The 22902-nt window shown below is 64.2% G+C and carries 19 protein-coding genes; 16 read left to right on the forward strand and 3 right to left on the reverse strand.

The features are described 5' to 3' along the window. The first annotated feature begins 7 nt into the window (after positions 1–7). The 9 genes from atpB (at position 8) to IC231_RS02010 (ending at position 9084) form a co-directional block, all read left to right on the forward strand. Positions 8–1084: a F0F1 ATP synthase subunit A gene (gene atpB / locus IC231_RS01970; protein ID WP_190782938.1), complete on the forward strand. Its 1077-nt coding sequence runs from the start codon at positions 8–10 to the stop codon at positions 1082–1084. A gap of 57 nt (positions 1085–1141) precedes the next feature. Beyond that, the gene (atpE, locus tag IC231_RS01975) at positions 1142–1402 is read left to right on the forward strand and encodes an ATP synthase F0 subunit C (protein WP_044511419.1); all 261 of its coding nucleotides are present in this window, start codon (positions 1142–1144) and stop codon (positions 1400–1402) included. A gap of 150 nt (positions 1403–1552) precedes the next feature. Continuing rightward, complete coding sequence (locus IC231_RS01980) at positions 1553–2044, forward strand: F0F1 ATP synthase subunit B (protein WP_190782939.1); 492 nt, start codon at positions 1553–1555, stop codon at positions 2042–2044. Between the two features lie 93 nt (positions 2045–2137). Next, a complete protein-coding gene (atpH, locus tag IC231_RS01985; RefSeq protein WP_190782940.1) occupies positions 2138–2698 on the forward strand; it encodes an ATP synthase F1 subunit delta in 561 nt (186 codons plus the stop codon). Between the two features lie 5 nt (positions 2699–2703). Next, positions 2704–4287 carry a F0F1 ATP synthase subunit alpha gene (gene atpA / locus IC231_RS01990; RefSeq protein ID WP_190782941.1) on the forward strand — a complete coding sequence of 528 codons (1584 nt, stop codon included), beginning with the start codon at positions 2704–2706 and terminating at the stop codon, positions 4285–4287. A 138-nt stretch (positions 4288–4425) separates the two neighbouring features. Further along, complete coding sequence (gene atpG / locus IC231_RS01995) at positions 4426–5316, forward strand: ATP synthase F1 subunit gamma (RefSeq protein WP_185887875.1); 891 nt, start codon at positions 4426–4428, stop codon at positions 5314–5316. A 207-nt stretch (positions 5317–5523) separates the two neighbouring features. Next, positions 5524–8457 carry a T9SS type A sorting domain-containing protein gene (locus IC231_RS02000; RefSeq protein WP_190782942.1) on the forward strand — a complete coding sequence of 978 codons (2934 nt, stop codon included), beginning with the start codon at positions 5524–5526 and terminating at the stop codon, positions 8455–8457. 75 nt (positions 8458–8532) lie between these two features. Next, entirely contained in the window at positions 8533–8904 is a 372-nt protein-coding gene (locus IC231_RS02005) for a DUF7149 domain-containing protein (RefSeq protein WP_190782943.1), read from the forward strand. Positions 8905–8946: 42 nt separating this feature from the next. After that, positions 8947–9084, forward strand: a complete 138-nt coding sequence (locus IC231_RS02010) for a hypothetical protein (protein WP_190782944.1) — start codon at positions 8947–8949, stop codon at positions 9082–9084. Between the two features lie 254 nt (positions 9085–9338). On the opposite strand, the gene IC231_RS02015 is transcribed toward IC231_RS02010, so the two are convergent. Further along, positions 9339–9719, reverse strand: a complete 381-nt coding sequence (locus IC231_RS02015) for a hypothetical protein (RefSeq protein ID WP_190782945.1) — start codon at positions 9717–9719, stop codon at positions 9339–9341. Positions 9720–9885: 166 nt separating this feature from the next. On the opposite strand from IC231_RS02015, the gene IC231_RS02020 reads away from it, so the two are divergent. Together IC231_RS02020 and IC231_RS02025 are read left to right on the forward strand one after the other, a co-directional pair. Beyond that, positions 9886–10506: a hypothetical protein gene (locus IC231_RS02020; RefSeq protein ID WP_190782946.1), complete on the forward strand. Its 621-nt coding sequence runs from the start codon at positions 9886–9888 to the stop codon at positions 10504–10506. A 507-nt stretch (positions 10507–11013) separates the two neighbouring features. Then, a complete protein-coding gene (locus IC231_RS02025) occupies positions 11014–15825 on the forward strand; it encodes a T9SS-dependent choice-of-anchor J family protein (RefSeq protein WP_190782947.1) in 4812 nt (1603 codons plus the stop codon). Between the two features lie 92 nt (positions 15826–15917). Here the strand turns inward: IC231_RS02025 and IC231_RS02030 are convergent, their stop codons facing one another. After that, positions 15918–16640 carry an HAD family hydrolase gene (locus IC231_RS02030; RefSeq protein ID WP_190782948.1) on the reverse strand — a complete coding sequence of 241 codons (723 nt, stop codon included), beginning with the start codon at positions 16638–16640 and terminating at the stop codon, positions 15918–15920. A 193-nt stretch (positions 16641–16833) separates the two neighbouring features. Here IC231_RS02030 and pafA point away from each other — a divergent pair, with 193 nt between their 5' ends. From pafA to IC231_RS02045, 4 genes are all read left to right on the forward strand, one after another. After that, entirely contained in the window at positions 16834–18543 is a 1710-nt protein-coding gene (gene pafA, locus IC231_RS02035; protein WP_190782949.1) for an alkaline phosphatase PafA, read from the forward strand. 90 nt (positions 18544–18633) lie between these two features. Beyond that, positions 18634–19218 (forward strand): inorganic diphosphatase, encoded by a 585-nt coding sequence (locus tag IC231_RS02040; protein ID WP_190782950.1) that lies wholly within the window; start codon positions 18634–18636, stop codon positions 19216–19218. Positions 19219–19262: 44 nt separating this feature from the next. Beyond that, a complete protein-coding gene (locus tag IC231_RS20280) occupies positions 19263–19397 on the forward strand; it encodes a DUF6766 family protein (RefSeq protein WP_317173245.1) in 135 nt (44 codons plus the stop codon). A 60-nt stretch (positions 19398–19457) separates the two neighbouring features. Beyond that, the gene (locus tag IC231_RS02045) at positions 19458–20363 is read left to right on the forward strand and encodes a UbiA family prenyltransferase (protein ID WP_190782951.1); all 906 of its coding nucleotides are present in this window, start codon (positions 19458–19460) and stop codon (positions 20361–20363) included. A 59-nt stretch (positions 20364–20422) separates the two neighbouring features. Here the strand turns inward: IC231_RS02045 and IC231_RS02050 are convergent, their stop codons facing one another. Then, a complete protein-coding gene (locus tag IC231_RS02050; RefSeq protein WP_190782952.1) occupies positions 20423–21937 on the reverse strand; it encodes an NAD(P)H-hydrate dehydratase in 1515 nt (504 codons plus the stop codon). Between the two features lie 58 nt (positions 21938–21995). Between IC231_RS02050 and IC231_RS02055 the strand changes: the two genes are divergently transcribed. Further along, positions 21996–22838: a M949_RS01915 family surface polysaccharide biosynthesis protein gene (locus IC231_RS02055; protein WP_190782953.1), complete on the forward strand. Its 843-nt coding sequence runs from the start codon at positions 21996–21998 to the stop codon at positions 22836–22838. Positions 22839–22902 lie beyond the last annotated feature (64 nt).

Below are 22902 nucleotides of genomic sequence, written 5' to 3' on the forward strand. Positions count from 1 at the left end.
ATTCTGGATGAAGCGTTTATTTGTAGCCCTTTTCTGCTTACTCTCGTTCTCGGTTTCTGCCCAGGACCAGACCGTCTCCAAGCACGAGGCAAATGAGAAGGAAGGCTTCAATGCCGGGGAGTTGATTCTCCACCACATCGGCGACGCGCACGAGTGGCACTTTTTCGGGGAAGCCGGCGAAGGCGCCCACTTCACGCTGCCGCTGCCCATCATTGCCTACCAGCCCGCTAAAGGTCTGTCGGTATTCTCTTCGCACCACCTCTATCCGGAGGGTACCGTGCACGAAGGCCTCAAGCTGGAGCACGAAACGCTGGAAGCTACGGATGGCAGCAAAGTATACGACCTGTCCATCACCAAGAACGTAGCGTCGATGCTGATTAGCGTTGCGCTGCTGCTGATTGTGTTCTTCTCCGTATCGGCCGGATATCGCAAAAACCACGGCCGTGCTCCCAAGGGAGTACAGTCCTTCTTCGAGCCGATCATCATTTTTGTGCGCGACGAAGTAGCCAAGAAGGCAATTGGCCCCAAGTACGAGCGGTATCTGCCGTACCTGCTGACCATCTTCTTCTTTATCTGGTTCAACAACCTGCTGGGCCTGCTGCCGGGTGCTGCCAACCTTACCGGCAACCTGGCCGTAACTTTCCTGTTTGCCTTCATTACGCTGTGCATCACCACGTTCAGTTCCAATAAGTATTACTGGTCGCACATTTTCTGGACGCCCGGTGTTCCGCTCTGGCTGCGCCCGATTATGATTCCGGTGGAATTGATTGGCGTCATCTCGAAGCCCTTCTCGCTGATGGTTCGACTGTTTGCCAACATCACGGCCGGTCACATCATTATCCTGAGCTTTATTGCCCTGATCTTCATCTTCAATACAGTTGGTATTGCGCCGCTGTCTATTGCTTTTGGCCTGTTTATCAATGTGCTGGAACTGCTGGTTGCTATCCTGCAGGCCTACATCTTCACGCTGCTCACCGCTATGTACATTGGCGGGGCGGTAGAAGAGCACCACGACCATGACTACGGTATCGGTGGCGACGACGCCGATGCTCCGTTGCACGTGACGGGCCACAACGCTCACTAATTCCCGCTTTTTTTCCTGCGTTTTTTCATTTCACATTCCCCTCAAACTCTTTGTCTTATGCTGCTCTCTCTGTTGCTGCAGGTTGTTAATGCTGTTGGTCTGGCTGTAATGGGTGCCGGTATCGGTGCCGGTCTGGCTATTCTGGGTGCTGGTCTGGGTATCGGCCGCATCGGTGGCTCGGCCATGGAAGCTATTGGCCGTCAGCCGGAAGCCTCCGGCAAAATCCAGACCGCCATGCTGATTGTGGCTGCTCTGGTTGAAGGTGCTGCTCTGTTCGCAGTAGTAGTCTGCCTGCTGATTGCTCTGAAGCTTCAGTAGAGAAGCCGCCCGGCCCGACTCACCGGCCCCTGGCATTGCTAGGCGGCAGGTGCGTCGGGCTTGCGTTTTCTTTGGGTTGTAGCGGGCTTTGTGAAGCGCTAAAACGCGACGAGCCGAAGCCCGATTATTCACCAATTTCGCTGAGCGCTAATGCTTACCAACCCTAGTTTCGGCCTGCTGTTCTGGCAGCTGGTCATTTTTCTGATTCTCCTTTTCCTGCTGACCAAGTTCGCCTGGAAACCTATCCTTAGCTCGTTGCGCGAGCGGGAAGATTCCATCGAAGGGGCGTTGCGTATGGCCGATCAGGCCAAGATCGAAATGCAGCAGTTGAAAGCCGGCAACGAAAAGTTGCTAGCCGAAGCCCGTCTGGAGCGTGACCGTATTCTGAAGGAAGCCACGGAAATTTCTAACCAGCTCATCGAGACGGCGAAAACCAAGGCAACGGAAGAAGGCGGCCGCATGATTGTGCAGGCCCGCGAAGCCATTCAGAACGAAAAGAACGCGGCTCTGGCTGAGGTGAAAAACACCGCTGCCAAGCTGTCCATCGATATTGCGGAGCGTATTCTGCGCCGCGAGCTGACGGATCAACCGGCTCAGCAGCAACTCGTGGACTCGTACCTGAAGGAAGTAAATCTGAATTAGGTTGTTGGGGTCTTGGGGGCTTAGGGTCTTGGTTTTCCGGGCCCTGTTCCTATCCAAGACCCTAAGTCCCCAAGACCCTAAGACCCTACATTAATGTCTGAACTACGAGTTGCCTCCCGCTATGCCAAGTCGTTGCTCGATTTGGCCGAGGAGCAGGGTACGCTGGAGCAGGTAAAGCAGGACATGGACCTGTTCAACAAAACGTTGAACGAAAACCGTGACCTGCGCCTGTTGCTGCGCAACCCCATCGTCAAGCACGACAAGAAGCTGGCTATCCTGCGCGCCGTTTTCGGGGGCAAAGTGTCGATTCTCACCGAGAAGTTCTTCACTATTGTTACCCAGAAAAACCGCGAAAGCGCGCTCGAATTCATCGGCTCCGAGTTTCTGACCCAATACAACACCCTGCGCGGCATACAGACTGCCGAAGTGACAACGGCTATGCCGCTGACGCCGGCACTGCGCGCGGAGGTAGAGTCGCTGGTTCGCCAGCAGACCGGCCTTCAGCAGGTTATTCTCACCGAGAAAGTAGATGCTTCGCTCATCGGCGGCTTTGTGCTGCGCGTGGGCGACCGGCAGATAGATGACTCCGTGAGCTTCCGGCTGCGCAAGCTGCGCACCGAATTCTCGAAGAACCCCTACCAATCTCAACTATAATCCACATGGCAGAAGTACGTCCGGATGAAGTATCCGCCATTCTGCGGGAGCAGTTGTCCAACTTCAAAACCGAAGCCGAACTCGAAGAGGTTGGTACGGTATTGCAGGTTGGCGACGGTGTAGCCCGCATCTACGGCCTGGGCAAAGCCCAGTCGGGGGAATTGCTCGAATTTGAAAACGGCCTGCAGGCCCTGGTTCTTAACCTGGAAGAAGACAACGTAGGTGCCGTAATGCTCGGCGACTACAGCGAAATCCGCGAGGGAGCCACGGTGCGCCGCACCAATAAAATTGCCTCCATTCAGGTGGGCGAAGGCATCGTGGGCCGCGTGGTAAACACGCTGGGCCAGCCTATCGACGGCCGTGGCCCCATCCAGGGCCAGACCTACGATATGCCCCTGGAGCGCAAGGCACCCGGTGTAATCTTCCGTCAGCCCGTAACGGAGCCGATGCAGACCGGTATCAAGGCTATTGACGCCATGATTCCGATTGGCCGTGGCCAGCGCGAACTGATCATCGGTGACCGTCAGACGGGTAAGTCGACGGTAGCTATTGACACCATCCTGAACCAGCGCGAGTTCTTTGAGCGCGGCGAGCCGGTTTTCTGCATCTACGTAGCCGTAGGCCAGAAAGCTTCGACCGTAGCCCAGGTAGTAAACGCCCTGACCAAGGGTGGTGCTATGGACTACACGGTGGTGGTTTCGGCTTCGGCTTCTGACCCGGCTCCCATGCAGTTCTTCGCGCCCTTCACGGGTGCCGCCATCGGCGAGTTCTTCCGCGACACGGGCCGTCCGGCTCTGGTAGTGTATGATGACTTGTCGAAGCAGGCGGTGGCGTACCGCGAGGTGTCGCTGCTGTTGCGTCGTCCTCCCGGACGTGAGGCCTACCCCGGTGACGTATTCTACCTGCACAGCCGTCTCTTGGAGCGTGCCGCGAAGATCAACGCTTCCGACACCATTGCAAAGGACATGAACGACCTGCCGGACAGCATCAAGCACCTGGTGAAAGGTGGTGGCTCGCTGACCGCTCTGCCGCTCATCGAAACCCAGGCAGGTGACGTTTCAGCCTACATCCCGACCAACGTAATTTCGATTACGGACGGCCAGATCTTCCTCGAAACCAATTTGTTCAACTCCGGTATCCGCCCTGCTATCAACGTAGGTATCTCGGTATCGCGCGTGGGTGGTAACGCCCAGATCAAGTCGATGAAGAAAGTGGCTGGTACGCTGAAGCTCGACCAAGCCCAGTTCCGCGAACTGGAAGCCTTCGCCAAGTTCGGCTCCGACCTCGATGCCTCGACCAAGCTCACCATCGAGCGCGGCCGTCGTAACCTCGAAATCCTGAAGCAGCCCCAGTTCTCGCCCCAGCGCGTGGAAGATCAGGTGGCCGTTATCTACGCCGCTACCAACGGTCTGCTCGACCAGGTGCCCGTAAACAAGGTGCGCGAGTTCGAGAAGGAGTTCGTGCAGGTGCTCAACAACCGCCACCCCGAAGTGCTGCAAGGCCTGAAGGCGGGTAAGCTGGACGACACCATCACCGGTGCCATCCGTCAGGTTGCCAAAGACCTGTCGGCGGTATACGCCACTAAATAAGCTGTTAGCTGTTGGCTGTTGGTTGTTGGCTTTTTCGGAAGCGCCGCCAGCAGCCAACAGCTACTGGTTTTCTTCCGCGCTGATATAATGCCGGGAAAGCCAACAGCTAATAGCTAACAGCTAACAGCTCAACAAAAAATGGCTAGCTTAAAAGAAGTCCGTAACCGCATCGTATCGGTGCAAAGCACGCAGCAGATCACCAAAGCCATGAAAATGGTGGCGGCGGCCAAGCTGCGGCGGGCGCAGGACAACATCCTGCGTATGCGCCCCTACGCGCAGCGGCTCAACAGCATCCTGACGAATCTGACGGCCCAGGTCGGCGACGACGTGGTGAGCGAATATGCCGTGCAGCGCCAGGTGCGCCGGGTGCTGGTAATTGCCATCACGTCGGACCGTGGCCTGGCCGGTGCCTTCAACAGCAACGTGTTCAAGGGCGTGAATGCCCTGGTGCAGGAGCGCTACGCTGCGCAGGCCGCGGCCGGTAATGTGGCCTACATGGCCATCGGCAAGAAGTCGCACGACTACTTCGGGCGCCGCGGTCCGCTGGTGGGCAACTACACGCACGTGTTCGGCAAACTGTCGTTCGACACGGTGCGGGAGGCGGCTGAGCAGGCCATGGACGGCTTCCGGGCCGGCCAGTACGACGAAGTGGTGATGGTGTACAACGAGTTCAAGAACGTGGCCACGCAGGTGGTACGGGCTGAGCAGCTGTTGCCGCTGGTACCCGCCGAGCCAAACCCGGCTGCCGTGCAGACCTCGAACGTGGACTACATCTTCGAGCCCTCGAAAGAGGAAATCGTGCAGACCCTGATTCCGCAGTCGTTGAAGGTGCAGCTCTACAAGGCCGTGCTGGAAAGCAACGCCTCGGAGCACGGCGCCCGCATGACGGCCATGGAGAAAGCCACCGAAAACGCCGGTGAGCTACTCAAGTCGCTCAAGCTGACTTATAACCGGACGCGTCAGGCGGCCATTACCACCGAGATTCTCGAAATCGTGGGTGGTGCTGAGGCGCTGGCTGCCAGCCGGTAAGATGGCTCTATTTACACACACGAGGCCCGCTTCCGTAAGGAGGCGGGCCTCGTGTGTGTTTGGGGGCCATGCTGGGGGCTAGAGAACCTGCCGGGAAGCCCGCGCGGCCGGCGGCCGGGTTGGGTAGAGGCGGGGAAGGCAGGCGGCCGCTTGGGCGGATGCAGCACCGGGGCTACCTTTAGCGGCAAACGTCTCTTGGTGCCCACTATGGTTGCAACTCTACTTCTGCCGCACAGCGCTCGGCCACTACTTAATCTGAAGTCAGGGCGCTACCGGGTGCTGGCCGGGCTGCTGCTGTGCGCTGTCCTGGGGCTAGTGGGCCGGCCGGCGCCGGCCGCAAGCCTGCCGGCTGCCGAGCAAAGCCCGCCCGGGCAAAGCGCGCTGGCCGAAGCACTAAACCCCGACGGGACGCTGCGCGCCGGTGTGCACGGCGCTTTCGATGCGCGGGCGCACCGCCTGTACATGGCGCCCGACGGGCAGCCGGTGTTTCGGGCGGCGGGGCCCGGCCAGGCTGCCGGTGCCGGCGACGAGCACTGGCAGGCGGGGTTCCAGGCGCCGGGCGCCAACTCCCGCATCAACGCGGTGCTGCAGGTAGGGGCCGATACCTACGTGGGAGGCGACTTCACCTCCGTGGGCGGCATACCGGCCAACAGCGTGGCCCGCTGGAACGGCACCGAGTGGAACAGCCTGGGTACCGGCGCCGCCAACGGAGTAAACAATGCCGTCAATGCGCTGGCCATGGTGGGCACGACGCTGTACGTGGGCGGGCGCTTCAACCGGGCCGGCGGAACCACGGCCCGCAACGTGGCGCAGTGGAACGGCAGCAGCTGGAGCGCCGTGGGCGCCGGCCCCGACGCCGGTATGAACGCGGAGGTGCACGCCCTGGCCGTGTCGGGCGCCACGCTGTACGCCGGCGGCAACTTCACGACGGCCGGTGGGGCGCTGACGCCGCACGTGGCCCGGTGGGACGGCAGCAACTGGAGCGCCGTGGGCGGCGGCGTCAACAACAGCGTGCACGCGCTGGCCGTGCAGGGCAGCACGCTGTACGTGGGCGGCTACTTCACGCAGGCCGGCCCCACCCCGGCCGCGTACGTGGCGCAGTGGGACGGCACCGCCTGGCGCAGCCTGGGCACGGGCACCACCGGCGCCGTGCTGGCGTTGGCACTCCGTGGCTCCAACCTGTTTGTGGGCGGGCTGTTCTGGCAGGCCGGGGGCATAGCGGCCCGCTACCTGGCACAGTGGACCGGCAGCGGCTGGCGCAGCCTGGGCGCCGGGCCCGACAACGCCGTGTACGCCCTGGCCGCCACGCCTACTGCCTTGTACGTGGGCGGTGCCTTCGGGCAGGCGGGCACCACGGCCGCGCGCCACGTGGCGCAGTGGGACGGCGCCGCCTGGCTGCCGCTAAGCACCAGCCTCGGCCAAGGTACCAACGCCCCGGTGCGGGCCCTGGCCGCAGTGGGCGGAACACTGGTGACCGGCGGCGACTTCACGGCGGCCGCCGACGTGGCGGCTTCGTACGTGGCCCGCTGGCAAAACGCCGCCTGGCATTCGCTGGGCGGCGGCCTTGGCATCAACAGCGCGGCCGTGGTGGCCGTGGTGGCGGTGGCCGGCCCCGACGTGTACGTGGGGGGCCGGTTCAGCACGGCAGGGGGCGTGGCGGCCAACAACGTGGCCCGCTGGAACGGCACCGCCTGGAGCAGCCTGGGCACTGGTTCCGCCAACGGCGTAGATGCCACGGTGCTGGCCCTGGCCGTGGCCGGCAACGACGTGTATGTGGGCGGCGACTTTATGCAGGCCGGCGGGCAGCCCGCCAGCCGCGTGGCCCGCTGGGACGGCACGGCGTGGCGCGCGCTGGGCACCGGCACCAACGGCGTGGTGAATGCGCTGTGCCTGCAGGGCACCACGCTGTACGCGGGCGGCTCGTTCAGCACCGCCGACGGGCAGCCGGCCTACTCCATTGCGCAATGGACCGGCCAAACCTGGCAGCCGCTGCTCATGAACGGCGACAACGGCGTGGCCGGGGAAGTCAGGTCGTTGGTGGTGCAGGGGAGCGTGGTGTATGCCGGCGGCAGCTTCTCGGTGCGGCCGCCCAACGTGGCGCTGGTGCAGTACGTGGCCCAGTGGGACGGCACCACCTGGGCCCCCGTGGGCAGCGGCCCCACCCCCGGCCTCAACAGCCGCGTGACGACCCTGACCGCAGCGGGCAACAAGCTCTACGCCGGCGGCCAGTTCACCACCGCCGACGGCCGCCCGGCCAGGAACGTGGCCGTGTGTGACGGCGCCGCTTGGCAGGGCCTCGGCCCGGGCTTGCCCCTGGCCCCCAACAGCGGCGTCACGAGCATTGCCGTGTCGGGCTCAAGCGTGTACGTGGGCGGTGACTTCTACGCTGCCAGCAGCCCGCCGCCCCAGGCCGCCAACTTCCTGGCCCGCTGGAACGGCCAGGCTTGGAGCGCGCTCGGCAACGGCCTCAACCAGAACGTGCTGGCCCTGGCCCTCAGCCCCGACGGCCTGCTCTACGCCGGCGGCAACTTCGAGGCGGTGTTCGACAGCAGCGTGCCACTTTCGCACTTCGGCATCTACCGCGACCCGCAGCTGGCCACGCTGCGCAGCTGGGCCTTTGTGCCGGGCAGCGGCAACACGCGCATTACGATCAGCGGCACCGGCCTGGCCGGGGCCACGGCCGTGAACTTCCCCACCGCCAACGGGCCGGTGGCCGTGCCCAACCTGACCGTGAATGCGGCCGGCACCGACGTGACCGGGGTGCCGGTGCCCGCGGGAGCTGTGGCTGGCCCGCTCACGCTGAGCGTGCCCGGCGGCGGCACCAACGCGCTGGCCTTCGCGCCGGGCACGCTCAGCGTGTCGCGCCCGGCCGCGCCCGGCGCGCTGCAGCTCTACCCCAACCCCGCGCACAGCTGGGTAGCCGTGCAGGTACCGGCGGGGGTGGTGGCGCTTCGTCCGGTGGCGACGGTGCTGGACGCGCAGGGGCGTGTGGTGGCGCGGCTGCCGCTGGCGCGGACGGCTACCGGCCGGGTAGTTCGGGTGTCGGTGGCGGGGCTGGCGCCGGGGCGCTACTGGCTGCAGGTGCAGGCAGAAGGGCAGCAGCCGGGGCAGCAGTTCGGGCAGGCGTTGGTGGTGGAGTAGGGGCCTGTGGCGGCAGCCTGCCATTTTGGTTGGGGGGCGCGGAGTGTGTGCGGTGGCCCGTAGCTTACGGCCGCTATGCTACAGCCCCGATACCTCTCGCCCGATACTGCTACGGCCGCGTTGCGCCGCCTCAAGCCCAGCCCCGACGAGCTGGCCGCCTTCCGAGGGCACCTAGCCGAGATGCTCAAGCACCTCGACCCCCACAAGATTGAGCGCCACGGCGAAACCCATATCCTCGACTTCCTGCGCCACGTGAGCAAGCCGGCGGAGGGCGGCACGCGCTACGGCAACGTGAAGGACAAGCGCGACCTGGTGCTGCACCTCGGCGACACCGCCGACTCGCCTGTGGGCGTGGTGCTGGAAGTGAAGGGACCCAAGAACCCCAAGGAGATGCTGGCCCCCGCCGCCCAGCGCGAGGGCGTGGCCCTGGCTTTGTGCCTGATGTAGGTCAACCGCCTGCTGTTTCTGAAGCTGCTGGATGGCCAGCTGGTGTGCTACCACGACGCCGCCAAAGCCGCCGATGCCGCCGCCGACACCCAGGCCCTGGAAGCGCAGATTGATGCGCTGGTAGCCGCCCTCTACGGGGTGGCGCTGCCGGCCGCCCCGGCCCCCGCGCCGGTGGCCTGAGGCCGGGCCTCCCGTTATGCGGTCAACGGGTCTGGCAGGCCCGGCCGGCCGGGCCGGTAGTAGGGTAGAGGAGGTGCCCCGGCGGCCCCGGCCGGCCAGGCGTGCCGACCGCAGTCGGGCGGGGCGGGGCACTCCGGCCCGCCCGGCCGCCTGCCCTTCCGGGACCCGGCGCGGCCCCTGCCACCGCGCCCCGCCGCCGCCCCCGAAACTATTTCGCGCCCCCTCTTGACACCGAATAAGTCAAACACCTATATTTAGTGCAGCCTCCTGGCAGGCAGGGCGGTAGCCGCGGGCTGCCCACCGCCGCCCGGCCCCCGATTACCTTTATTTCTATTGCCTGCGTGTCTGTATTCTGTTATGCCGGTCGGGCCCGTGGGGTACCGGCTGCCGCCGGGGCTGTGCCCCGCCCTCACCTGGTGCTGTCTGCGGCTTCGGCCGTTATGCCACGCGTCCAATGCGTTGAACAGCGTCTTCAATGCATTGAACACGGCTTCCAACGCATTGAAGACGCTGTTCAACGCATTGAACGCTCCTTCCAACGCATTGAACGTGGCTTCCAACGCATTGAAGACGCTGTTCAATGCATTGAACGCTCCTTCCAACGCATTGAACACGGCTTCCAACGCATTGAACACGTTTTCCTAAACAGTGAAAACGCTGTCCAATGCCTGGAAACACGCTGTACCCAACAGGGGCGGGCCGTACCGGAGCGCCGGGGGGCCGTCTGGTGACGAAGAACGCAGGTGCGCCGGGGCCGAAGGGCCGTTTCTCTCTTATTCTACTCGTTACCGCATTTCAATTATGGCAACCCGCCGACTGATTACCAATTTCGACAACATGTCCAAGATGGACATTGGCCCGCTGGCGCAGAACTGCCTGACCAACATGGCGGCCAACCCCCGCTACCCCGACGCCAAAGACCAGCTCAAGGCCTTACAGGACGCTCTGACGCCCTACCTGGCCGCCGCCAGCATTCTGCACCCCACGCCCACCCAGACCGCCGAGCTGGCCCAGCTGCGCGCCACGCTCAACCAGAGCCTGAGCGCCGTGGCCCAGATGGCCAACACGCTCTACCCCCAGGACGAGGCGGCGCTGCTCTCCACGGGCCTGGCCCTGAGCAAGGAGCGCGAGCGGCACACCACCCTGGACGCGCCCACCCGGTTTCAGCTCGTGGATGGCCCGCAGCCGGGCACGCTCTGCGCCAAGGCCAAGCGCCCGGCCCACGCCGTGGCCCTGAAGTATGTGTACACCACCGACCAGAAGCTGCCCGACAACCAGTGGCTGACGGTGGTGGTGCGCGACGGCGACGCGCTGCTCACGGCCTGCAAAACCGCCGACCGGGTGTACTGCAAAGTAGCCGCCGTGGGCGGTGACACCGACCAGCAGCCCTTCACCGAGGTGCTGAGCCGCCTGGTGCAGTAGCGGCCGGCCACGGTCCCGCGTTCGGCCCCGCCCCGGTTGGGGCGGGGCTTTTTGCTGCCGGCCGGGCCAAGTGCGGCGCTCAAGAGAGCCGGGGCCGCCTACCGGGCAGCGGGTGCCGCTGGCCGGCCGGCCAGGGAGGGGGCCAGTGGCGGCCGGCGCAAGGGCCCCGCTGCCGGCCGGCTGTCGGCTATCGGGTTGGCCCCGGACCCTGGCAGGAGCGTGACCGGGCACGGCGGGGCCGGCGCGTTGGGGGGCGGGGCGGGGGCAGCGGCGGGCGGCGCCCCGCCGGGCACTGCCGCCGGGCTGCCAGCCGCGCCTGCGCATAGGCCGGACAGGGGGCCGGCTACGTAAAAATAAACCGCCGGGTTATTGAATTAATCCTAGGATAAAGTTTTCCTCATCCGGTATCTTTGCCAGGATATCTTCTTTTCATCCTTTGTTGCGGCCGGGCAAGTTGTCTGCTCGGGCCGTTGCCTTATCTACGGGAGGTGGCGCTCCATCTTCTGCATGCAAACACGCTACTCTTGTGCCCGGCGCGGCTTACGCGCGTTGGGTGAACTCTGTGCGCCCTGGAGCCTGGTGCTGGCCCTGTGGCTTGGGCTGGCGGCCACGGCTCCGGCCCAGGCGCAACTGAGCACGCTCAGTGAATCCTTTGACGTAGCGCCGCCCGCCGGCTGGGTTATCCGGAACCAGTCGCAGCCGGTAGGCACCACTTCCTGGTTTCAGGGCAACACCATTGATTTTCCCCCTCAAAGCAGCTCGGGCTACATTGCGGCCAACTATGAGAACGTCAGCTCCCAGGGTACCATCAGCTCCTGGCTGCTGACGCCGGAGCTGAGTCTGGTCAACGGCTCGACGTTTCGCTTCTGGACTCGCGCGGTGGCAGGAAGTTCTTACCCTGACCGCTTGCAGGTGCGCCTGAGCACGGCCGGCGCCAGCACCAACGTAGGTGCCAGCGCCACCGACGTGGGCGACTTCACGACGCTGGCGCTGGAGATTAACCCCGGCCTCACGATAGGCGGGTACCCTAGTAGCTGGACCCAGTACACCGTTACGGTTACCGGCGTGCCCTCGCTGATGACGGGCCGGTTTGCCTTCCGCTACTTCGTAACCAACGGCGGGGTTTTGGGTAACAATTCCGATTACATCGGCATCGATGAGGTGGTGTATCAGCAGGCGGCCGTGGCCCCCACCGTCACGACGGCGGCGGCTACCACCATCGGCTCCACCAGTGCCGTGCTGGGCGGCAACGTAACGGCCATCGGCAGCGCGGCCGTTACGCAGCGCGGCGTGCTGTACAGCGCCACCAACACCACGCCCGCTATCGGCGGCACCGGCGTAACGCAGGATGCCAATGGTACGGGCGCGGGTACGTTCTCGGAAACCGTGGCGGGCCTCGCGGCCGGCACCACCTACTACGTGCGGGCCTACGCCATCAACAGCGCGGGCACCAGCTACGGCACGGTGCAGCCGTTTACGACTGCCACCACCGTCACGTCCATCGTGCGGGCCAGTACCACCAATCCCACCAACGCCGGCTCGGTCAGCTTCACCGTGACGTTTGCCAGCCCCGTGACGGGGATATCCATCAGCAATTTCAGTGTCACGACGACCGGCGGCCTCAGCGGCGCTTCCATCAGCAGCCTGGTCGGCTCGGGCACTACCTACACGGTCAACGTGAACACGGGCACGGGCAACGGCACGCTGCGGCTGGATCTGACCAGCAGCAGCGGCATTTCGCCCACGGTAAGCGAGCTGCCCTTCACGGGTGGCCAGCCCTATGACATCGACAAGACCCGCCCCGCCGTGGCCATCAGCAGCACAGCGGGTGCCAGCGGCAGCAGCACCGGCACCGCCCCGATTCCGTTCACGGTGACCTTCTCGGAAAACGTGAGCGGCTTTGTGGGCGGCGACGTGACCGTGACCAACGGCGCCATCACGGGTAACGTGGTAAACGGCACCAGCCCCGGCACCGTCTACACCTTCACCGTGACGCCCACCGCCGGCGGGCCCGTGACGGTGAACGTGCCGGCCAACGTGGCCCAGGACGCCGCCAGCAACTTCAATACGGCCGCCGCAGGAGCCTACAGCCTTACCTACGTGCTGCCCGCTACGCCCGCGCCCGTCGTGACGGTTCCGGCCAACGGCAGCCAGTTGAGCACCGGCACCCCCACCTACAGCGGCACGGCTTCGGCCAGCGCGGTTATCACCGTCTACGTGGACGGGACGACGGTGGGCACCACCACGGCCAGCACCGCCGGCAGCTGGACCCTGGTGCAGCCCACGGCATTGGCCCAGGGCAGCCATACGGTGTACGCCACGGCCCAGCTCAGCGGCCGGACGGTAAGTGTTAACTCCAATACCAACACCTTCACGGTATGCCCGGCCCCGGTAGCTACGGCCCGGCCCGTGGCCCTGGTGCTGGATGCCAACGGCAGCGCTACGCTGGCCGCCACGGCAGTAAACAATGGCAGCACCGCCAACTGCGGCCCGGCCACCGCCGGCAGCCTGACGCTGCAAAAATGGACGACGGGTGTGGCCTTTGGTGAAGTGCCCGAAGGCCAAACCCTGACCCTGACGGCCCCGGCCGGCGCCCGGTTTGTGTCGGTGGAGTTTGCCAGCTACGGCACGCCCACTGGCTCGGCAGGCAACTACGCCCTCAGCGGCTGCCACGCCACCACCAGCTTGTCGGTGGTGGAAGCCGCGCTGCTGGGTCAGAACACGGGCAGCATCGTCGCCAGCAACACCACCTTCGGCGACCCCTGCGTGGGAACGTTCAAGAAGCTGGCCGTGCGGGCCACGTATGCCTACCCGGTTGGTACTCCGGCCGCGCAGCTCACCTACGGCTGCGCCGAAGCAGGGCTCAACTACGCGGCCCTGCTGGTGACCGATGCCGGTGGCAACACCGCCCTGGCCCTGACGACCGTGACCGTCACCGACAACCGGGCGCCGGCCCAGGGCACGCTGCCCGCCGCCCCGGCCCTGGCCCTGACCAACGTGCCCGAAGCCACTGGCTACGGCGTACTCTACCAGCTCGATATGCCGGCCAACGCCAACTTCGGGGCCCTGGCGGCGGTGCCGTACACCATCAACAACAGCAGCAACACCCAGCTGGGCACTCCGGCCCGCGTGGCCTACTTCATGGAGCTGACCAACGGCAGCGGCACGCAGTGGGTGTGGGCGTCGATGGACAATTTCGCCAGCACCCTCACGCAGCTGGGCCTGCCGCACCGGTTGGCCAACCCCGTGAACTGGCACCAAAGCGTAAGTAACCTGAACGTGTTCAGCAATGCCGGCGGCACGCTGGCTACGGGCACCAACCTGGGCACCGGCCGCGTGGAAATGTGGCCTGGCGACTATGCCCAGGCCAACACCGACAACGTGCCCGGCGCCAGCGGCTCGGTGTACGACTTCGGCGACCAGGCCACCAATACCAACGGCTACGGCTCGTTCCAGGTACACAACCTGGCCGCCCGGCAAACGGTGCTGGCCTACAATGCCTGGCACAAGACCGATGGCGACGACGTGGGCATCGGCAACCAGGTGGGTGGCTCCGGCAACCCCGACTGGACGTTTGCCCGCAACGTTGGCAACTACACGGTTAAGAGCCTCTACGTGCTGGTGCCCAACACCAACGCCTTCACGCAGCCGGCCACAGTAGCGCTGGGAGCCGATGGCACGGCCACCGTAGCGGGCAGCCAGCTCACCACGGCCGCCGCCACCGACAACTGCGGCGTGGCTTCCATTACGGTGAGCCCGAACACCTTCACCTGCGCCCAGGTCGGCACGCCCCAGACCGTGCGTGTCACCCTGACCGACGCCAGCGGCAATACGGCCACACAGTCGGCGGTTGTGACCGTAACGGTGCCGCCCACGGCCACGACCACCTGGAACGGCAGCGCCAGCACCACCTGGACCGACTGCGCCAACTGGAGCTACGGCAAAGTGCCTGATGCCGCCACCAACGCCATTATCCCGACCGGCCTGAGCCGCTACCCCAGCCTGAGTGCCGGCACCGTAGCCGTGAAGGACCTGACCATTGAGGCTCCTATCACGCTGGGCAGCGCGGCCACGGTGCAGGTCAACGGCAATTTTGCCTACAGCGGTACCGACCCGCTGGGCGGCACCATCGCCTTCGTGGGCACGGCCGCTACCCACACGCTGGGCGGTACCGGCACGGCCGCCCTCACCAACGTGAGCGTGAACAAAACGGCCGGCACCGTGGAGCTGCAGCGCAACCTGACGCTGGATGGCACCCTGACCTTCGCGCCGGGCGCCGCCAACGTCGGTATCCTGAACACGGGCTCTGCGTACCGTCTCACGCTGGGCGCAGCGGCCAGTCTCAGCGAAACCGAAACCAGCTACGTGCTGGGCCAGGTGGCCGTATCCCGGACCCTCGCGGCCGGCGCGACGCAGCCCTTCGGCGGCATCGGGCTGACCCTGACGCCGGCTGCCGGCTCCACGGCACCCGGCCTGACGCCAGTGGTGCGCACCACTGGCACCGCCCTGACCGGCGTAGACAACAGCGTGAGCATCCTGCGTAACTTCGATATTCAGCCTGCCACGCGCACGGGCCTAGACGTAACGATGGTGTTCAGCTACTTTGAGCACGAGCTGAACGCTATTCCCGAAGCCAACCTCGTGTTGTTTAAATCGGAAACCGGCGCCCCCGACACCTGGGCCAACCAGCGCTTCACCAGCCGCAGCGCGGCGGCCAACACCGTTACCAAGGCCGGCATCCGCAGCTTCTCAATCTGGACGCTGGGCAACTCGGCGGCTCCGCTGCCAGTAGAGCTGACCGCCTTCACGGCCACGGCCGAAGGCCCGCACACCGTACGCCTGGCCTGGGCCACAGCTTCGGAGAAAAACAGCGCCCGGTTTGAGGTAGAGCGCAGCCTGGACGGCGCCACCTTCGGGGACGTCGCTACGGTGCAGGCCGCGGGGAGCAGCAGCACCTCCCGCACCTATACCACGGTTGACCGGCAGCTGCCTACCGGCGCCTCCATGCTCTACTACCGCCTGCGCCAGGTAGACCAAGACGGCACGTTCTCGCACTCTCCGGTACGGGCCGTGGCGCTGAGCGCCGCCACGCCGGCCGTTCGCCTGATGATGGTACCCAACCCCACGACGGGGGCCACCACGCTGGCTGGCGCGAAAGCCGGCGCCACGGTGCAGGTGTTTGACGCCGTCGGCCGCCTCGTGCTGACCGCCACGGCCGATGCCACGGGCATGGCCCGCCTGGTGCTGCCGGCCGGGCAGCCTGCGGGCGTGTACGTGGTGCGCTCCGGCACGCAGGCTACGCGCCTCGTGCTGGAGTAACTGGAGTAATCTGGCGGCGCACCCGCCTCCCGCAAGAAAGCCCCGGCGCGTAGCGCCGGGGCTTTCTTGTTTTAGTGCTTTCGGTACCGGGCTTACAACTGCATGTACTGCCGCTTTGCCAGCGCGCGGCTGGGTTTGGGCGTTTCGGGGTGCCGGGCCAGCAGCGCCAGTACCTGCTCGGGCGTGATGCCGGTGAAGTCCCGGATGACGGTGAGCGGGGCCTGGAACTGCTCGGGCTTGAGGGTCGTGCTGACCCCGATGACGCGTATTCCGGCCTTGTAAGCCGACTGCTCGCCCAGAAGGGCGTCCTCGAAGACCACGCAGCGCTCCGGCGGCACACCCAGCTGCCGGGCTGTTTCACGGAAGGTGTCTCTGTGGGGCTTGCCGCGCGGCACGTCGTCCTTGCCCACCACCACATCAAAGTAGCGGCGCAGGCCCATGTGGTCGATGATGTAGGCAATGGTATCGGCGCCGGAGCCGGTGCCCAGCCCGATGCGGAAGCCGGCGGCGCGGGCGGCCTGCAAAAACGGCGTGAGGCCGGCTAACTCGCGGCGCTTGTCCCAGTAGAGCGTGCGGTAAAGGAACTCGCGCTGGGCGGCATATTCCTCCAGCTTCTTTTTAGGAACAGGATTGGTGAAGACGGTTTTGAGGATGTTGGTGGCGGGCATGCCGTTGAGGCGCTCCAGCAGCTTGCGGGCGTTGGTGCTCAGGCCCAGGTCGCGGAACAGCAGCTGAAAGGCGCGGGCCTGCTCGGGCGTGTTGTCGATGAGCACGCCGTCCATGTCGAACAAAAGGGCGTAGGGCTGGTCGGGCATAGCAAAAGGGTGCGCCGAAGCAGCGGCTTCAGCTGTAAGAAATGCGGGTAAAGCGAAGCCGGGCTTCTGCCTGCTGCTGTACGCAGCGGGTACGATTTAGCTGCCAGCGAAGTAATTCCGGTCGTTGGCCTCTATCTTTGGGGCCGCTTACGCGGGTTGCTGCGTTGGCGGCGGCGCCTAATTGCCTTCTGATTTGAAAAAGAGCCTCTTATTGTTGCTGGCCGCCACGCTGGCGGGGTCTGCCGTGGGGCAGAAAAAAGGGAAAGCCCTGGCGCGTCCGAAGCTGGTGGTGGGCATCGTGGTAGACCAGATGCGCTACGACTACCTCTACCGCTACTGGAGCAAGTACGGCAGCGGCGGCTTCCGGCGGCTGTTGGGCGAAGGCTTCAGCTACGAAAACGCCCACTACAACTACGTGCCCACCTACACCGGGCCGGGCCACGCCAGCATCTATACCGGCACCACGCCCTCGTTCCACGGCATCATCGGCAACAACTGGTTTGAGCGCGAAACCGGCCGCGGCACCTACGTCACGGAAGACCGGAGCGTGAAGTCGGTGGGCAGCACCAGCGAGCAGGGCCAGATGTCGCCGCGCCACATGCTGACTTCTACCATCACCGACGAGCTGCGGCTGGCGACCAATTTCCAGAGCAAGGTGATTGGGGTGTGCATCAAAGACCGGGGTTCCATTCTGCCGGCCGGGCACGCGGCTAACGCAGCCTATTGGTACGATGGCAGCAACGGCGCTTTCATCAGCAGCACCTACTACCAGAACACGCTGCCCGAGTGGGTGACGAAGTTCAACGGTGAAAACCGCGCCGCCCGCTACCTCGACCAGCCCTGGAATACCCTGCTGCCTATCGGGCAGTACACCGAAAGCTCGCCCGACGACGTGGCCTGGGAATCGGCGTTCCGGGGCGAAGCCAAGCCCGTTTTCCCGCATGATCTGCCCACGCTGAGCGCCACGCTGCCGGCCGCCGTAAAGGGAGCCTTGCAGGCTACCGGCGAGAAAACGACCCCGGCCCGCAACCTCGACCTGATTCGTTCCACGCCTTTCGGCAACTCGCTCACGCTGGATTTCGCGCTGGAAGCTGTGCGGGCCGAGCAGCTGGGCCAGCGCGGCCAGACCGATTTTCTGGCCCTCAGCTTCAGCAGTACCGACTACGTAGGGCACCAGTTTGGGGTGAATGCCATTGAAACCCAGGACACCTACCTGCGCCTCGACCAGGACATTGCGCGCCTGCTCACCTACCTCGACAAGACCGTGGGCAAAGGCCAGGCGCTGGTGTTTCTGTCCGCTGACCATGCTGCGGCCCACGCGCCCGGCTTCCTCGCCGACCACCACCTGCCCGGCGGCTCGGTGGGCCCGCGCCTCATGCAGGACTCCATTCAGCAGGCACTGGTGCGCCGCCACGGCCCCGGCAAGTGGGTGCTCAGCTACGAAAACCAGCAGGTGTACCTCAACCGCCCGCTTATCGCCGAAAAGAAGCTGAACCTGCGCCTGGTGCAGGACGAAGTAGTGGACATTGCCGGGCAGCTGGCCGGCGTCAACCGCGCCATCACGGCCGACGACGTGCAGAAGTCGCACTGGGAAAGCGGCATGCTGATGTATCTGGAAAACGGCTACTACCCCAAGCGCAGCGGCGACGTGCTGGTGGTGCTACAGCCGGGCTGGCTGGAATCGTACTCGTACCCCGTCAATAAAGGCACTACCCACGGCTCCCTCAACAACTACGATACGCACGTGCCTCTGCTGTTCTGGGGCTGGCGCGTGAAGCAGGGCGAGTCGAGCCACCCGGCTAAAATCACCGATATTGCAGCTACCGTAGCCCGCTGGCTCCACATTCAGGAACCCAACGGCTGCACCGGCGAGCCCCTGCTGGAAGTTCTTTCGGCCAAATAACCCGCCGGTCCGTATCCCGGGCAGGCACCTCCGCGTCATACACTTACTTACTCATACCATTAGGTGCAACGGGCACCTGCTTTTTTTCTCATGGCTCATTTCAATCCCTGGCATGATGTGGCGCGCGGCGACGACGCTCCCAAAGTTGTAAACGGTATCATCGAAATTCCGAAAGGCTCGAAGGCCAAGTACGAGCTGGACAAAGACAGCGGCCTGCTGAAACTGGACCGCGTACTGTTTTCGGCCGTGCATTATCCGGCCGCCTACGGCTTCATTCCGCAGACCTACTGCGACGACAAGGACCCGCTCGATATTCTGGTGCTTTGCTCGGTAGATATCGTGCCCATGTGCCTCGTGGAAGCCAAGGTTATTGGCGTAATGCAGATGATTGACGGCGACGAAGAGGACGACAAAATCATTGCGGTAGCGGCCCACGACATCTCCGTGAACCACTTCAACGACATTGCCGACCTGCCCCCGCACACGCTCAACGAAATGCAGCGCTTTTTCGAGGACTACAAAGCTCTGGAGCACAAGCACGTGACCGTGGAGCGTTTCATGGGCCGCGAAGAGGCTTACCGCATCATCGAGGACAGCATCACGCTCTATCACGAGACGTTCCCGAACGGCGCATCTGCGGCTTCTGCCAAGCAGACCTCTGGCGTCGAGCTGTAGGCTCGCGGTACTACTAGGCTACCCGCAGCGCCTCTCCTGACCACTTGGTTGGGAGAGGCGCTTCGCGTTGTAGGCTGCTGAGCATTGTGTCTGTTATGGGCCTTCCCATCTTTCTGCGGCAGAAAGGTTCGCCAGAGTCGAAGCCTGTGGACGCGAGCCACGATGAAACGGGCGAGTAAAGCCGGGGCTGTCGTACTTTTGGGCCCACGGGTTTTTCGTCTGTTGCTTGCCCTGGCCCTATGCGTCCTTCCTCCGATAAGCCTTCCGGTGCTGCCTCTTCCGGCGCTTTGCCCTGGACCGCCATTCTGCGGCAGTGGACCGACGCCGTGCTCTACAGCAGCACGTGGCTGGCGCTGGCCGCGCTGGCTCTCACCTGGGCCACGTTTCTGTTTTGGCGGGTAGACATTCCGTGGCGGCTGGCGGTGCTTATTTTTGCGGCCACTCTTTTCCTGTATAACATCGACAGCGTGCTGCCTTACAAGTTTCAGCAGCAGCTGGTGCTGAGCGGGCGCAAGCGCTGGATGCTGGCACACCGCCGCGAGTTGTTTGCGCTAGCTATAGCGGCACTGGTGGTAGCGGCGGTCCTGTTTTTTCTGGATGGCTGGCAGCACCTGACCCTGTTTCTGGGACACTTGGCCGCTATTTCGCTGCTTTACTCACTACCGCTGGTGAAGTGGCGCAGCCGCTGGCGTGCCCTCCGCGACCTGCCGCTGCTCAAGGTATTCCTCATTGCCTATGTCTGGGCCGCCGTGACGGTCTGGATTCCGGCGCTGTACCTGGGAAAACCCCTGGCCGCTCCGCTGGTGCTGGTACTGTTCGCGCGGCGGTTCTGCTTCATCCTGGCCCTGGCCTTCGTCTTCGATATCCGCGACTATACCAAAGACCGCCTGACCGGTACGCTCACGTTTCCGGGCGTATTCGGGGTGCGGGCTACCAAGCTGTTTGCGCTGGCCGTGCTGGCTGTCGCCAACGTACTGCTGCCCTGGGGAGTGAGTAGTGCCCACTTGCTGGCCCTGCTGCTGCCTTCGGTGCTGGCGGCGGCCGTCATCTGGTACGCCGACGAAACCCGGCCGGACTACTACTTCGCCCTTCTCACCGATGGCGTGATGATCGTACAGTTTCTGGCCGTGTACTGGGCTACCTGAACTACCGGCATGCCGCTCAGGAATTCCGCCTGCCATCCGTAGGCAAGACGACGCCGCTGCTAGCTATCCGTTAGCTCCTGCAAAGCGGGACCAATGTAACGGATCAGGTCACTGGCGGTGAGGCCGGCCTGACCGGTTTCGGCGGCGGCCAGGTCGCCGGCGCGGCCATGAGCATATATACCCAGCAGCGCCGCGTCGAGAGGGGAGAGGCGTTTGTCGGCGCGTAGCGCCAGCAGCAGGCCGGTTAGTACGTCGCCGCTACCGCCACTGGCCATGCCGGGGTTGCCGGTACTGTTGAAATAAACCGGCCCCTCGGGCGTGCCTAAAGCCGTGTAGGCTCCTTTGAGCACGCAGTAGCAGCGGTGTCGGGCGCAGAAGTCGCGCAGCTGCTCCAGCCGGTGGTAGTCGTCGCGGGCGGGCTCCCCGATGAGGCGCTCAAATTCCTTGGGGTGCGGTGTGAGCAGGCTGTTGGGGGGCAGGAGCTCCAGCAGCGCACGGTGGGCAGCCAGCAGGTTCAGGGCGTCGGCATCAAGCACCAGCGGGAGTTTGGAACCGCTTTGCAGCAAGTTCCGGAGCACTTCAGCGGTAGCAGCCTCCTGCCCCAGGCCCGGTCCCATGCCCACAGCGGCGTACGGCTGCAGCGCGGGCAGCTCCGTCACGAATTCCCGGCCGGGGTCAGCAAGTACCATGGCCTCCGGAGCTGAAATCTGCAGAATATCGTAGCCAACTGCGGGGCCCCGCACCGTGAGCAGCCCCACGCCACCGTGCAGGCAGGCCCGCGCCGCCAGTACCGCCGCGCCCATTTTGCCGTAGCTGCCCGCCAGCAGCAGTGCGTGCCCGAATGTGCCTTTGTGGGAAAACTTTCCGCGCTGCGGTAGTCTTCCGCGCAGAAAACCTGCATCCACAAAGTGGTTATCCACAGCCTCCTTGTGGATAAAGTCGGCGTCGAGCCCAATGGGCAGCACAGTCCATTTACCTACAAACCCAGCATTCTGGGGGAGCAGAAACGCCAGCTTGGGCAGCTCAAAACTGAGGGTGTAGCGGGCTTGTACCACTGGGCTATCAGCGGGCTGGGAACTATCAGCCAATAGACCGGAAGGCACATCAACAGCAAGTAGAGTCGCGCCTGACTGGTTGAGGTGCGCCACAACGTCGGCCGCCAGGCCCGCCAGCGGCCGGCTGAGGCCGGTACCGAACAGCGCATCCAGCACTACGGCTTCGGGGGGCAGCGCTGGCATCGTGCGGCTGCTAAGCTTCGTGCAGGGAATCTGCGGCGGCAGCCGTTGGCGGTTCAGCAGAAAATCGGGAGAGTGCTTCGTGGCAGGTAGCAACCATACCTGGGGCGTGTAGCCGGCCGCATGCAGCTGACGGGCTATGGCCAGGCCGTCGCCGCCGTTGTTGCCGGGGCCGCAGAAGATGTGGATAGGCGTGGCGAAAGCCGGTTGGAGCTGGTCGAGAAGCCAGGTGGTGCAGGCGGTAGCGGCGCGTTCCATCAGCGCCTCGGAGCTGATGCCCTGGGCCTGCAGTGTCGCCTGGTCGAGGGCGCGGGTCTGGCGGGCGGTAAGAATTTTCATGGTACTCTATCATACGGTATCTTGCCGGCTATTGATAGTCGCACATTGCATAGCTGCTATGCCCAAATACGTACTGTTGCTGCTGGCTTTGCTGGCCGTCGCCTGTTCCGATAAGAAAGCAGAAACCACCCTTCTCTCAGCCGAAACGCCTGTTGCGGCAGCTGCCCCGGACTCTGCTGCTGCCAATTCAGCAGCACCGATTGTGCCTGAGCAGGTGCCGCTGGCGCAACTACCGGCCCAGCTGCGGCTACCGGGCCAACTGCTGGAGGCGTGGCGCTGGACGGATAGCCAGGGCGAAAACATGCTGGTAGTGTTCCGGACCGTAACCAAGTCCCGGCAGCAGTTGGCCGCCGCGCCGCCCGATTCGAGCGACGTGCAGGATATAGAAGACTTTGAGCGTTCTGCACAGCTTACAGCGCGGCAGTATGTGCGGGCCGGCAGTAGTAGCTACAAGGAGCTGTGGCGCCTGCAGGATGCCGTCCAAAATTGTCCGTTTGACATGTGGCTGGGGCCTCTGCCCGGTGCTACGTCCATCACCGATTTAGACAAGGATGGACAAACTGAAACAACGCTACTCTACAAGCTCACCTGCCGCAGTGATGTAAGTCCTTCTGGCCTGAAGCTGATTATGCGTGAAGGAGCGGCGAAGTATGCGCTGCGTGGGCAAATGGTAGTGGCATACGACTCCGGTCCAGTAAGTGAGCGGACGCCTGCCAATCCGTGCTGTCTCGATACCATCAGCCAACGGCAGCTGAATGCTCCTGATGGATATAAGCTGGTTGCCGGACGCTATGAATCAGAAAAAGAGTTTCGAAAGGCGCCAGTAGCGTTTTTGCTTTTTGCCCGGCAGCAGTGGCAGAAGTTCAGCATCGAGAAAGCAGAGGACCACGAACAGCTGTAGTCATTCGGAATGGATTTCCGCCTCCCTGCTACCGGCCGCTAAACTTCCCATTCCTTATTTCGTT

Origin of the sequence: Hymenobacter duratus, assembly GCF_014698995.1 — a bacterium.
GTDB classification, from domain to species: Bacteria; Bacteroidota; Bacteroidia; order Cytophagales; family Hymenobacteraceae; genus Hymenobacter; species Hymenobacter duratus.